Genomic DNA, 13,156 nt, shown 5'->3' on the forward strand with positions numbered 1-13,156 from the left:
AGGGCAGTAAACTGCCCCCCAACTCAAGGTCGGTTTATTCCTCTTCCAATTCGATGTTAATGCCGAGCGAACGGATTTCTTTCATCAGTACGTTGAAAGACTCTGGCATGCCAGGTTCCATTCTGTGGTCACCGTCTACGATGTTCTTATACATCTTAGTACGGCCGTTAACGTCATCTGACTTAACGGTAAGCATTTCTTGCAACGTATATGCTGCGCCGTATGCTTCCAGTGCCCACACTTCCATCTCACCGAAGCGCTGACCACCAAACTGAGCTTTACCACCTAGCGGCTGTTGCGTTACTAAGCTGTAAGAACCGGTAGAACGCGCGTGCATCTTGTCGTCTACTAAGTGGTTCAGTTTCAGCATATACATGTAGCCTACGGTAACTTGACGCTCAAAAGCGTTACCCGTACGACCATCATATAACGTGATTTGGCCACTTGATGGTAAACCGCCAAGCTCAAGTAATTCCTTGATTTCGCTTTCTTTAGCGCCGTCAAATACAGGAGTAGCTACTGGTAAACCTTTACGTAAGTTTTCAGCCAAACGACGCACTTCGTCATCAGTAAAGCTGGCAATATCTACGTTCTGGCGTGATTCACCTAAAGCGTAAACTTTAGTTAAGAATTCACGGATCTCAGCCACTTCTTTGTACTCTTTGATCATGGCGTCAATTTTGTCACCAATACCGCGAGCCGCTAAGCCTAAATGTGTTTCTAAGATCTGACCAATGTTCATCCGCGATGGAACACCTAGCGGGTTCAGCACGATTTCAACTGGCTTGCCGTGCTCGTCATAAGGCATGTCTTCTACCGGAACGATAGTTGAAACAACACCTTTGTTACCGTGACGACCAGCCATCTTGTCACCAGGCTGAATGCGACGTTTTACCGCTAAGTAAACTTTAACAATTTTTAACACGCCAGGTGCCAAATCATCACCTTGGGTGATTTTGCGGCGCTTAGCTTCAAACTTCTTGTCGTACTCGATACGAATTTCTTCGTACTGGGTAGCAAGTTGCTCTAAATCGTTTTGTTTATTTTCATCGCTTAAGCTTTGATTAAACAGTGCGTCACCTTTCATTGTATCAAGCTTGGCACGGTCGACACCGCTTTGCTCCAGCAAGTTACGCGCGCGGTCAAAAATGCCGGCTTCTAAGATACGGAATTCTTCATTCAGGTCTTTCTTAGCCTGTTTGACTTCCATTTCTTCGATTTCACGAGCACGCTTATCTTTTTCTACGCCATCACGAGTAAATACTTGTACGTCAATAATAGTACCGGTAACTGAGTTAGGTACACGTAGCGAAGTATCTTTAACGTCTGACGCTTTTTCACCGAAGATAGCACGTAGCAGTTTTTCTTCTGGCGTTAACTGGCTTTCACCTTTAGGGGTTACTTTACCAACCAGAATGTCGCCACCTTTCACTTCTGCACCAATATAAACGATACCAGATTCATCTAGCTTGCTTAATGCAGACTCACCTACGTTTGGAATATCAGCAGTGATTTCTTCAGAGCCAAGTTTAGTATCGCGAGCGATACAGCTTAATTCTTGAATATGAATAGTGGTTAAACGATCTTCTTGTACTAAGCGCTCAGACAATAAAATCGAGTCTTCGAAGTTGTAACCGTTCCACGGCATAAAAGCGACGCGTAAGTTCTGACCTAACGCTAATTCACCTAAGTCGGTAGACGGGCCGTCAGCTAAAACATCACCGCGCTCAATCGGCTCACCGTGGTTTACACACGGACGCTGGTTGATACAGGTGTTTTGGTTAGAACGGGTGTATTTGGTTAACGTATAGATATCGATACCCGCTTCGCCGGCAACCATTTCTTCTTCGTTAACCTTAATTACAATACGGCTGGCGTCGACGTAATCGATAACACCGCCACGTTTTGCTACTACCGTTACACCAGAGTCTTTTGCTACAACGCGCTCAATACCTGTACCTACTAACGGCTTATCTGCGCGCAGTGTTGGTACAGCTTGACGTTGCATGTTCGAGCCCATTAACGCACGGTTAGCATCATCGTGTTCTAAGAACGGAATAAGCGCCGCAGCAACCGATACGATTTGCTGAGGAGCAACGTCCATGTACTGCACTTGATCGGCAGGCATTAACATAAACTCGTTCTTATGACGACAAGGTACTAGCTCTTCTGATAAACGGTTTTCAGCGTTTAATTCAGCGTTGGCCTGAGCAATAACAAAATTACCTTCTTCAATAGCTGACAGGAAATCGACTTCGTCAGTTACTATGCCGTTTTCAATCCGGCGATAAGGTGTTTCTAAGAAACCATATTCGTTAGTTTGTGCAAACATAGATAACGAGTTAATTAACCCGATGTTTGGACCTTCAGGCGTTTCAATTGGACACACACGACCATAGTGGGTTGGGTGTACGTCACGAACTTCGAAACCGGCACGCTCACGCGTTAAACCACCTGGGCCTAAAGCAGAAATACGACGCTTGTGCGTCACTTCTGACAACGGATTATTCTGGTCCATAAACTGCGACAGCTGGCTTGAGCCAAAGAACTCTTTAACTGCTGCAGAAATTGGCTTAGCGTTAATTAAGTCTTGTGGCATTACCGCATCTAAGTCACCTAGTGACAGGCGCTCTTTAACCGCACGCTCAACGCGCACTAAGCCAACACGGAATTGGTTTTCTGCCATTTCGCCAACACTACGAATACGGCGGTTACCTAAGTGGTCGATATCGTCCACTTCACCTTTACCGTTACGAATGTCAATTAACACTTTCATTACCGCCAAGATGTCTTCTTTGCTCAGTACGCCAACACCGACGTTCTCTTCAAAGTTAACACGACGGTTGAACTTCATCCGGCCAACCGTTGACAAGTCATAACGGTCTTCAGAGAAGAACAGGTTTTCAAATAAGGTATCTGCGGCATCACGCGTTGGTGGTTCACCAGGGCGCATCATGCGATAAATTTCTACCAGCGCTTCCATACGGTTGCTGCTTGGGTCAATACGTATAGTTTCAGAGACATAAGCACCCTGATCTAAGTCGTTGATATAGAGCGTTTCAAACGTCTCGTAACCGGCTTTAGCCAGTTTTGCTAACAGCTCCAATGTGAGCTCTGCGTTCGCCTCGGCAATAATCTCTCCGGTTGAACGGTCAGCATAATTTTTTGCCAGCACACGGCCGACCACGTATTCGTGTGGTACTTCCATCATGGTCATGCCGGTTTTTTCCAGCTGACGCACGTGGCGTGCAGTAATACGACGGCCTTGTTCTACGATAATTTCGCCATCGTTGTCTTTAATGTCAAAGGCTGCTGTCTCACCGCGTAAACGGTTTGCGACTACTTCCATCAACAGCTTGCCATCTTTGATCTCAAACTGAGTATTTTCAAAGAAGGTGCTTAAAATTTCTTCGGTGCTAAGCTCTAGTGCGCGTAACAAAATGGTCGCTGGTAATTTACGGCGACGGTCAATACGCACAAACAAGTTATCTTTCGCATCAAACTCAAAGTCTAACCAAGAACCACGGTAAGGAATAACGCGAGCGTTATATAACACCTTGCCAGATGAGTGAGTTTTACCACGGTCGTGGTCAAAGAACACACCTGGGCTGCGGTGTAATTGAGACACGATAACGCGCTCAGTACCGTTAATAACAAAGGTACCGTTGTCAGTCATTAATGGGATTTCGCCCATATAAACTTCTTGCTCACGAATATCTTTGATTGTACCTGGTGCTTCTTTATCAAACAAAACCATACGCAGTTTTACCCGCAATGGCGCTGAGTATGTAACCCCGCGAATTTGACATTCTTTTACGTCAAATACGGGCTCCCCGATGCGGTAGCTAACGTACTGCAATTCCGCACTGCCTGAGTAGCTTTTAATAGGGAATACAGAGCGGAATGCGGCTTCTAAACCGTAACCGCCTTCCGGATCAGGCTCGATAAATTTGCTGAACGATTCAAGTTGAATCGACAACAGGTATGGCACATCCAATACTTCTGGACGTTTGCCGAAGTCCTTACGGATACGTTTCTTTTCAGAATAAGAGTAAGTCATGGGGTTCCTCAGCTTGCTGATTCTTTTCCCAACAACCCATTACAGGTCGCATTTTGATACCAGCCATAGTATCAACAGGGGTGGGGAAATCATTGTCCCACAGCGCAAAAAGGCCGGTGATTAATTCATCACCAGCCCAGCCTGAGTTTCAGGCAAATAACCCGGTATAAGCCGGATTATTTAACTTCAACAGATGCACCAGCAGCTTCAAGTTCTGCTTTAAGAGCGTCTGCGTCTGCTTTAGAAACGCCTTCTTTGATTGGAGCCGGAGCTGATTCAACCAAGTCTTTCGCTTCTTTCAGGCCTAAACCGGTAGCGCCACGTACTGCTTTGATAACAGCAACTTTGTTAGCACCGATGCCAGCCAGTATTACGTTAAATTCAGTTTGCTCTTCAACAGCAGCAGCTGGACCTGCAGCAACAGCTACAGCAGCAGATGCAGAAACACCGAATTTTTCTTCCATTGCAGATACTAATTCAACTACGTCCATTACAGACATTGCAGCGATTGCATCTAAGATTTGATCTTTAGTCACTGACATTGCTCAGATTCCTAAATTAGGGGACGTATCCCGATTAAACTCTATTTCAAACCAGCGTATAATTACGCGGCTTGCTCTTGTTTTTGGTCGCGAACTGCGGCAATTGTACGTACAAGTTTGCCGGCTGCTGCCTCTTTCATCGTGCTCATTAAACGTGCAATAGCTTCGTCGTATGTTGGTAACGATGCTAAAATTTCAACGTTTACTGTGGCGCCATTAAAAGCTGCACCTTTCAGCTCGAAGCTTTTGTTCTCTTTAGCGAAATCTTTGAAGATACGCGCTGCAGCACCTGGGTGCTCTTTAGAGAACGCAATTAGCGTCGGGCCTACGAATACATCTTTTAGACACTCAAACTCGGTACCTTCTACTGCACGGCGTACTAATGTATTACGGACAACTTTCATCCATACACCAGCTTCACGCGCTTGCTTACGCAATGCTGTGATTTTGCCTACAGTGACACCGCGAGCGTCTGCGACTACCGCAGATAAAGCACCTTTGGCAGCTTCCTGGACTTCAGCAACAAGTGCTTTTTTGTCTTCAAGCTTAATAGCCATGGGCCTTTAACTCCTGGTTCATCCGGGCATAATTGCCCGTTTGCCTACACATCGCCCTATGTTGCCATAAAGCGCGCGATTTACGGTGAGACCAGAAGGAACATAATTCTTTCTGGGGTCTACACCGTCTGCGTAGGTTTGTTGTTTTAAGTTGTTCATTTCAAAAGAAAATCACAACACCTACGGTCTTGGACGGAAGCCATCACTTTCGAAAAAGCTTAGCTTCTACCCTAAATTTTGAGCGCGAGATTATAAAATAATCAACGCGCCCTGTAAAGCGATATAGCTTAAACCGTTGCTTCTAAAGAAGCTTGGCTCAGCGTAAGGCCTGCACCATGAGTTGAAGAAATAGTTACTTTCTTAATGAAAATACCTTTTGCAACTGATGGTTTAGCACGCTTTAATGCTACTAATAACGCTTCTAAGTTTTCTTTTAACTTATCAGTGTCGAAATCGATTTTACCGATAGTTGAATGGATAATACCATTCTTATCATTGCGGTAACGGATTTGACCAGCTTTAGCATTTTTAACCGCTTCAGCTACGTTAGCAGTAACAGTGCCGGTTTTAGGGTTAGGCATTAAGCCGCGTGGGCCTAAAATCTGACCTAACATACCAACAACGCGCATCGCATCTGGAGATGCAATAACTACGTCAAAATCCATTACGCCTTTTTTAACTTGTTCAGCTAAATCGTCCATACCAACAATGTCAGCACCGGCGGCTTTAGCAGCTTCAGCGTTTGCACCCTGAGTAAACACAGCAACACGCACAGTACGGCCGGTACCATGTGGTAACACAGTCGCGCCGCGAACGTTTTGGTCTGATTTACGTGCATCGATGCCTAAGTTTACAGCAACATCAATACTTTCTACGAATTTGCCAGCTGTTAATTCTTTTAACAGAGCAACAGCTTCGTTGATGTCATATTCGCGAGTAGAATCCACTTTAGAACGGATTAACTTAGCGCGTTTAGTTAATTTAGCCATCGATTAGCCCTCCACCACTAAGCCCATTGAACGAGCAGTACCTTCAATAGTACGTACTGCACCAGCATGATCAGATGCAGTTAAATCTGGTTGTTTCATCTTAACGATATCATCAACCTGAGCTGCAGTAACCTTGCCTACTTTCTGGGTGTTAGGACGGCCCGAACCGCTCTTCAAACCAGCCGCTTTCAATAATAAGAAAGATGCAGGTGGAGTGCGAGTTTCGAACGTGAAAGAACGATCGCTATATACAGTAATTACTACTGGGATCGGCATACCTTTTTCAAGGCTTTCTGTGCGAGCGTTGAAGCCTTTACAGAATTCCATGATGTTTACACCGTGTTGACCCAATGCTGGACCTACTGGCGGCGACGGGTTTGCCATACCGGCTTTAACCTGCAGTTTAATAAGTGCAGTGACTTTCTTTGCCATGTTTCACCTCTGTTTCTGGGTCTTTGCCTTGTAAATACGAGGATATTTACTCAAGCGGCTTCCCAATGTTAAAAAGGGCGCAGATTATATTTTAATCAGCGCCCGGTTACAATCTTTATATTAAGCTTTCTCTACCTGAGCAAACTCTAAGTCTACTGGCGTCGAGCGACCAAAAATAAGTACTGATACTTTTACGCGGCTTTTTTCGTAGTCAACTTCTTCAACTACACCGTTAAAGTCAGCAAATGGGCCTTCAGTAACACGCACAACTTCACCGGCTTCAAATAACGTTTTTGGCTTCGGCTTATCTACGTTATCTTGTAAGCGGTTTAAGATAGTCATCGCTTCTTTTTCAGAGATTGGTGCTGGACGATCTGATGTACCACCAATAAAGCCAAGTACACGTGGCACGCTTTTAACTAAGTGCCAAGCCTCTTCACACATTTCCATCTGAACTAATACGTAGCCAGGAAAAAATTTGCGTTCTGATTTGCGTTTTTGACCGGCGCGCATTTCGATAACTTCTTCAGTAGGTACCAAAACTTCACCAAACTTATCTTCCATCTGGTGAATTTTAATATGCTCACGTAAAGAAGTAGCGACCCGCTGTTCAAAGCCAGAGAACGCTTGCACCACATACCAACGCATCTTTGCTACCATGGTTTAGATCCCCAATCCTGTTAAAAATGACACAACGCGCAATAAGATGGCATCTAAACCCCAAAGAATTACACCCATAATAAGGGTAGCCACCAGAACCACAAGTGTTGTATGCATAGTTTCTTGGCGGGTTGGCCACACTACTTTGCGTATTTCTGTGCGTGATTCTTTAGCAAAATTTATGAACGTTTTGCCTTTATGTGTCTGAGCAGCTACTGCACCAGCAATAACAACTAATACTACGATGGCTATAGCACGTTCTAATGCGGACATTGGATACATATAATTGCCTACCACTGCCACTGATAAAATTACAAAGACCAGCAACCACTTAATTACATCAAATCCGCTTTTCTGAGTTTCACTTGCTGCGTTCATGCTTTGACTCACTTCACCTTGACTTGCTTATAGCAACACACTACCGACAAAGCTTATGCTATGCCGAAAATATTGGCAGGGGCAGAGGGATTCGAACCCCCAACCATCGGTTTTGGAGACCGCTGTTCTACCAATTGGAACTATGCCCCTACGAGGTTGTAAACCTGACATTTAGCCGAGTTTTCAAATAGCCGCTCATTATACTGCCTTAGCGTGCTAACACAAGCGCACCTTGCGCTAATGCGATATTTTTAGCGCGGTTTTTATGGTATTTTTCTTTTTTTAGCAATAAAAAAGGCCCCTAAGGGCCTTTTCAAGTATCAATAATACTCTAGCTATTACGCTACGATTTTAGATACTACGCCTGCACCTACTGTGCGGCCGCCTTCACGGATGGCGAAGCGTAAACCTTCTGTCATCGCGATTGGGCAAATCAGCTCAACAACAAACTTCAAGTTGTCGCCTGGCATTACCATTTCTACGCCTTCTGGCAATTCTACTGAACCCGTTACGTCTGTAGTACGGAAGTAGAACTGTGGACGGTAGCCTTTGAAGAATGGGGTGTGACGTCCGCCTTCTTCTTTTGACAATACGTACACTTCGCCTTCAAACTTAGTGTGTGGCTTGATTGAACCTGGTTTCGCTAATACTTGACCACGTTCTACGTCTTCACGCTTAGTACCACGTAATAACGCACCAATGTTCTCGCCTGCACGACCTTCGTCTAACAGTTTACGGAACATCTCAACACCAGTACACGTTGTAGTTACCGTGTCTTTGATACCTACGATTTCTACCGTCTCGCCTACTTTAACGATACCTTGCTCTACGCGGCCTGTTACTACAGTTCCACGACCAGCAATTGAGAATACGTCTTCGATTGGCATGATGAATGGCTTGTCAATCGCACGTACTGGATCAGGAATATACGTGTCTAACGCATGACCTAATTCTACGATTTTTGCTTCCCATACTGGGTCGCCTTCCAATGCTCTTAACGCTGAACCACGGATAACCGGTAAGTCATCACCTGGGAAGTCGTAGTCTGAAAGAAGCTCGCGCACTTCCATTTCTACTAATTCTAATAATTCTTCGTCATCTACCATGTCACACTTGTTCATGAACACGATGATGTAAGGTACGCCTACTTGACGTGATAACAGGATATGCTCACGTGTTTGTGGCATTGGACCGTCTGTTGACGCTACTACTAAAATTGCACCGTCCATCTGAGCAGCACCAGTGATCATGTTTTTAACATAGTCGGCGTGGCCTGGGCAGTCTACGTGAGCGTAGTGACGTGCTGGTGTATCATATTCAACGTGTGAGGTGTTGATAGTGATACCACGTGCTTTTTCTTCTGGCGCTTTGTCGATTTGATCGAATGCGAACGCCGTACCGCCGTATGTTTTTGCTAATACGTTGGTAATTGCTGCAGTTAAAGTAGTTTTACCATGGTCAACGTGACCGATAGTGCCTACGTTTACGTGCGGTTTAATACGTTCAAATTTAGCCTTAGCCATGAGTAAACCCTTTTAACAAAACGGCGGTTATTTAAAATTAATTTAGTTTGTTTAGCAACAGAGATGTCAAGATGGTGCTGATACCCAGAATCGAACTGGGGACCTCATCCTTACCAAGGATGCGCTCTACCGCCTGAGCTATATCAGCAACTTTTTGATTGGAGCGGGCAGCGGGAATCGAACCCGCGTCTTCAGCTTGGAAGGCTGAGGTAATAGCCATTATACGATGCCCGCGGCCTACTCGTAGCTATTTGCCTGACGAAAATGGTGGAGGGGGAAGGATTCGAACCTTCGAAGGCATTGCCAGCAGATTTACAGTCTGATCCCTTTGGCCACTCGGGAACCCCTCCAAACACACTAATGGTGCCGCTTATCCGAGTCGAACGGATGACCTACTGATTACAAGTCAGTTGCTCTACCAACTGAGCTAAAGCGGCACTACGTCAGTGGGTGCGAATTCTAGTGTAATGCCCCAAGTCGTGCAACATAAAAAACCAAAAAAACATGATATTCTTGGCCAAGCGCTCACAAAGTACACAAAAGCCTAGTTACATATCGATATAGCGCGCTAAACCGTGAAAAATTAGTAAAGGTTCAACGCTCACCGGATATTCTGCCAAGTAAGGTTTTATAAACTTACTATCGCCACCCGTTAGTAATAACTTACTACAAGGTGCTTCCTGCCACGCCAAACGAATTGCACCTAAAACTGCGGCTAAACAGCCATTTTGTAAGCAAGTTACCGTATCTACGCCAGCTTCAAGCCGGCCATTAAAGGTTTCACTATTAAATACTTTTGCGGTATTACTTACCACCGCTTGCTGCTGCATTTTCAAGCCGGGCAATATCCAACCGCCACTATGCTGGGCGTTAGCATCGAGCCAATCAAGAGTCACCGCGGTGCCCGCGTCAACAATAAGAATCGATTGGCCAGGAAATAGTGATTGCCCGCCTAGCATGCCGAGCCAACGGTCAACACCTAAGGTTTGCGGCTGTTGATAAACATTACGCACACCATAAGCATAAGCATCTGAATAAACTTGGCGCCAAGGCAAGTGTGCTAAGCCAAGCGTTTGTTTAAGGGTAAGTAACTTCTCTTGCGAAGTAACACTAGCAAAATATACCGCTTTTATCGGTAGCTTAGCGAGGTTTTCAGGTGCTAATTGAGGTAGAGGCGTTACCTTACCGTTTTTAACTAAGGCCGCTTTTTCTCGGGTATTGCCTATATCCAACAATAAATACATACTAGCCTCCTAACCTCAAGCTAAGCTCGCCGCCATAATAATTCTTGATGCCCATATCGGTCTTAATTAATAGCGCGCCTTGATTATCTACGCCAAGACACATTCCTTCTACTTCTTCGTTACCACTTAATTTCACCACTCGTTGCTGATACTGATTATGCGTATTAAATTCTTCAACATAATTATCAAAACCACTGTGACTAAAATCCGTTAATATCGCAACGAGCTGTTGCTGTAGTTGAGCAACTAAACTATTACGATCAATATGTTGTACTGTCACTGTATTTAAATCAATATATTGCTGGTCAATCTTCTCTGCAGCTTGCTTAGGTAACCGAATATTCAAACCAATGCCAATAATCACATTGCATCCCGCATGAGCTTGCCCAGCCAACTCGACTAAAATACCTGCGAGTTTCTTGCCATCGACATAGACGTCATTAGGCCATTTTACCTTAGCATCTAGCTGATATTCCTGCTTTAACAATCGGACTACGGCTAAGGCAATCACTAAACTTAAACCCATTGCACTTTGTATACCTTGCTCTAAGCGCCAATACATCGAAAAGTATAAGCTTGCACCAAATGGCGAATACCAATTTCGACCGCGTCGGCCGCGGCCTGCGGTCTGTGCTTCAGCAACTAACGTATAGCCAAGTGTATCAATCACACCATCCGTAACTCTTTGCATTAATTGGTTATTGGTTGAGTCGGTAATATTGTGCACTACAATTTCAGGCGCACCATTTAAACGCAACTGATTAATTTTTGCTGCATCAAGCAGCTGCAGCGATTCAGCTAAGCGATAACCACGCCCTTTTACTTTATAAATGTCGAGCCCTAATAGCTGCAACTGTTTGACATGATTAGCAATAGCAGTGCGGCTGACACCTAAGGTATCGGCAAGCGTTTGACCAGACTGAAACTCTGCACTAGATAATGCAATCAGCAATTGACGTTGGGTAGCTAAACTAGCTTTAGTCATCTGTGTGCCCATCTGCAGCTAGCATTCTTACCTCAGGCTCTAGAGCAATTTGGTATACCGCATAAACCTGCTGTTGTAATTTGCTTACCAAAGCGGTTAATTGCTCGGCGGTACCGCTGCCATGGTTCACCAACACTAAAGGCTGCAATTTGTAACAGCCGACATCACCAATATTTTTTCCTTTAAAACCTTGTTGCTCAATTAACCACGCAGCAGGCACTTTGACGAATTGGTCGTCAACGATAAAGCCTGGAATAGTAGGAAAAATGAGCCTTAAGCTAGCATAATGTTCAGTTGTTATAATTGGGTTTTTAAAAAAACTACCACAGTTGGCCAAAATTGCAGGATCTGGCAGTTTACTACTTCTAACTGCAATAACTTGTTGGTAAATAGTGTCTAAACTTGCGTCAACCGGCAAGTGATCTAAGCCTTTGTAGCTAAGCTGCCGGCTAGGTTGCTTACTTAAGCACAAACCAACGGCGACAATAATACCTTTGCCTGCCAAAGCATGCTTAAACACACTGTCCCGATAGCCAAATTGACAACGGCCAGCGGTAATACGTTTTACTTCTCGGCTTTGCCAATCGTAGAAATCAACATAAACACAACTATCCGCTAGCTCAACACCATAGGCACCGATGTTTTGAACCGGTGCCGCGCCCACTGAACCGGGAATAAGAGCAAGATTCTCGATACCCCATAGTTGCTGTTCCACCGTCCAGCTCACCAACTGATGCCAGTTATGCCCAGCCTCGACATGCAACAATACATGTTGATCATCTAGCTTGTTAATAGTCTTAGCATCAGCAATATAACGATACACTGGAGCCGTAATATCCTGCATAAAAATAGTATTGCTACCCTCACCTAGTATCACAGGAGAAAGAGCCATATTAAATGCCTGCAACTCAGCCACAGAATTAAATTCAGTAATAGAAGTCAGCTTAACATCAAAGCGAAAAGTAGAATATGGAGCAGCGGATAAGTTAGTAAGGGTACGCATAATCAGGCCGGTTAGCACGAATAGCATTATTGTAATGGCGCAACAAGATTATCGCAAAACAAAACCTAGCTTGAATAAGGGCTAGGCGCTTACCGTCGAGATATAGCTCCTGCTACTCCAGTTTCACCATCATTAATTTGAACGATTCTTTGGGCTTGTTCAGCTAGAGCACTGTCATGCGTAACATATACCAAAGTCGCACCAAAGCTCTGAAGCTTAAATAATAAATCAATAATTTCTACCGCTGTTTTACTATCAAGATTGCCGGTTGGTTCATCAGCCAAAATCAACAGTGGCTGCATCACTAGGGCACGAGCAATTGCGACTCGTTGCTGCTGCCCTCCAGAAAGCTGGCTTGGCCGATGAGTTAGTCGATGGGACATCCCAACTTGCTCTAGCAAAAAATGTACCCAATCTACCTGTTCGGCAACCGGTTTTTTACTACCATAGCGCAGCGGCAACATCACGTTATCCTGTACGCTCATACTCTCAATTAGCTGAAATGACTGAAAAACAAAGCCAATATACCGATTTCTGATCCGACAAGCCTCATCAAAGCTTAGTTGCTTCACATCAATGCCGTTGAGTAAATAGCGCCCTGAGTCAAAGGATTCTAGCAGCCCCATCACCGCCAGTAAGGTTGATTTACCACCACCAGAAGCCCCTGTAATCGCCAAAGATTCATTGCTATGAATTTCAAGATCCACTGATTTTAAAGCACTGGTCTGTATTTCACCCGCTCTATAGGTTTTACAAAGCTGGCTCATGCTGATCAGCGCCGAA

The 13,156-nt window shown here is 44.7% G+C and carries 12 protein-coding genes and 5 tRNA genes; all 17 read right to left on the reverse strand.

Going from position 1 to position 13,156, the window contains the following annotated elements; all coding sequences use genetic code 11:
• Positions 1–34 precede the first annotated feature (34 nt).
• The 17 genes from rpoB to E0Z06_RS14240 all read right to left on the reverse strand — a co-directional run bounded on the left by rpoB (position 35) and on the right by E0Z06_RS14240 (position 13,140).
• A complete protein-coding gene (gene rpoB / locus E0Z06_RS14160; protein WP_132586021.1) occupies positions 35–4,060 on the reverse strand; it encodes a DNA-directed RNA polymerase subunit beta in 4,026 nt (1,341 codons plus the stop codon).
• A 176-nt stretch (positions 4,061–4,236) separates the two neighbouring features.
• Positions 4,237–4,602, reverse strand: a complete 366-nt coding sequence (gene rplL, locus E0Z06_RS14165) for a 50S ribosomal protein L7/L12 (protein ID WP_132586024.1) — start codon at positions 4,600–4,602, stop codon at positions 4,237–4,239.
• A 62-nt stretch (positions 4,603–4,664) separates the two neighbouring features.
• Positions 4,665–5,159 (reverse strand): 50S ribosomal protein L10, encoded by a 495-nt coding sequence (gene rplJ / locus E0Z06_RS14170; protein ID WP_132586027.1) that lies wholly within the window; start codon positions 5,157–5,159, stop codon positions 4,665–4,667.
• Positions 5,160–5,446: 287 nt separating this feature from the next.
• A complete protein-coding gene (gene rplA / locus E0Z06_RS14175) occupies positions 5,447–6,148 on the reverse strand; it encodes a 50S ribosomal protein L1 (protein ID WP_132586030.1) in 702 nt (233 codons plus the stop codon).
• A 3-nt stretch (positions 6,149–6,151) separates the two neighbouring features.
• Positions 6,152–6,580: a 50S ribosomal protein L11 gene (gene rplK, locus E0Z06_RS14180; protein WP_132586033.1), complete on the reverse strand. Its 429-nt coding sequence runs from the start codon at positions 6,578–6,580 to the stop codon at positions 6,152–6,154.
• Between the two features lie 120 nt (positions 6,581–6,700).
• On the reverse strand, positions 6,701–7,240 hold the full coding sequence (gene nusG, locus E0Z06_RS14185) for a transcription termination/antitermination protein NusG (RefSeq protein ID WP_207903102.1): 540 nt from the start codon (positions 7,238–7,240) through the stop codon (positions 6,701–6,703).
• A 3-nt stretch (positions 7,241–7,243) separates the two neighbouring features.
• Positions 7,244–7,618 carry a preprotein translocase subunit SecE gene (gene secE, locus E0Z06_RS14190; protein WP_132586036.1) on the reverse strand — a complete coding sequence of 125 codons (375 nt, stop codon included), beginning with the start codon at positions 7,616–7,618 and terminating at the stop codon, positions 7,244–7,246.
• A 73-nt stretch (positions 7,619–7,691) separates the two neighbouring features.
• A tRNA-Trp gene (locus tag E0Z06_RS14195) sits at positions 7,692–7,768 on the reverse strand.
• 188 nt (positions 7,769–7,956) lie between these two features.
• Complete coding sequence (gene tuf, locus E0Z06_RS14200; protein WP_132586009.1) at positions 7,957–9,141, reverse strand: elongation factor Tu; 1,185 nt, start codon at positions 9,139–9,141, stop codon at positions 7,957–7,959.
• 72 nt (positions 9,142–9,213) lie between these two features.
• A tRNA-Thr gene (locus E0Z06_RS14205) sits at positions 9,214–9,289 on the reverse strand.
• Positions 9,290–9,300: 11 nt separating this feature from the next.
• Positions 9,301–9,375 (reverse strand) — tRNA-Gly (locus E0Z06_RS14210).
• 31 nt (positions 9,376–9,406) lie between these two features.
• Positions 9,407–9,491 (reverse strand) — tRNA-Tyr (locus E0Z06_RS14215).
• Positions 9,492–9,502: 11 nt separating this feature from the next.
• Positions 9,503–9,578: transfer RNA gene (locus E0Z06_RS14220), tRNA-Thr, on the reverse strand.
• 111 nt (positions 9,579–9,689) lie between these two features.
• On the reverse strand, positions 9,690–10,385 hold the full coding sequence (locus E0Z06_RS14225; protein ID WP_132586039.1) for a type III pantothenate kinase: 696 nt from the start codon (positions 10,383–10,385) through the stop codon (positions 9,690–9,692).
• Between the two features lies 1 nt (position 10,386).
• Positions 10,387–11,370 carry a bifunctional biotin--[acetyl-CoA-carboxylase] ligase/biotin operon repressor BirA gene (gene birA, locus E0Z06_RS14230; protein ID WP_132586042.1) on the reverse strand — a complete coding sequence of 328 codons (984 nt, stop codon included), beginning with the start codon at positions 11,368–11,370 and terminating at the stop codon, positions 10,387–10,389.
• The gene (murB, locus tag E0Z06_RS14235; protein WP_132586045.1) at positions 11,363–12,373 is read right to left on the reverse strand and encodes a UDP-N-acetylmuramate dehydrogenase; all 1,011 of its coding nucleotides are present in this window, start codon (positions 12,371–12,373) and stop codon (positions 11,363–11,365) included. The genes birA and murB overlap by 8 nt, the downstream gene beginning before the upstream one ends.
• Before the next feature lie 89 nt (positions 12,374–12,462).
• The gene (locus tag E0Z06_RS14240; RefSeq protein ID WP_132586048.1) at positions 12,463–13,140 is read right to left on the reverse strand and encodes an ABC transporter ATP-binding protein; all 678 of its coding nucleotides are present in this window, start codon (positions 13,138–13,140) and stop codon (positions 12,463–12,465) included.
• Between the last annotated feature and the right edge of the window lie 16 nt (positions 13,141–13,156).

The sequence above is a fragment of the Rheinheimera sp. D18 genome (genome assembly GCF_004345025.1).
Taxonomy (GTDB): domain Bacteria; phylum Pseudomonadota; class Gammaproteobacteria; order Enterobacterales; family Alteromonadaceae; genus Alishewanella; species Alishewanella metallidurans.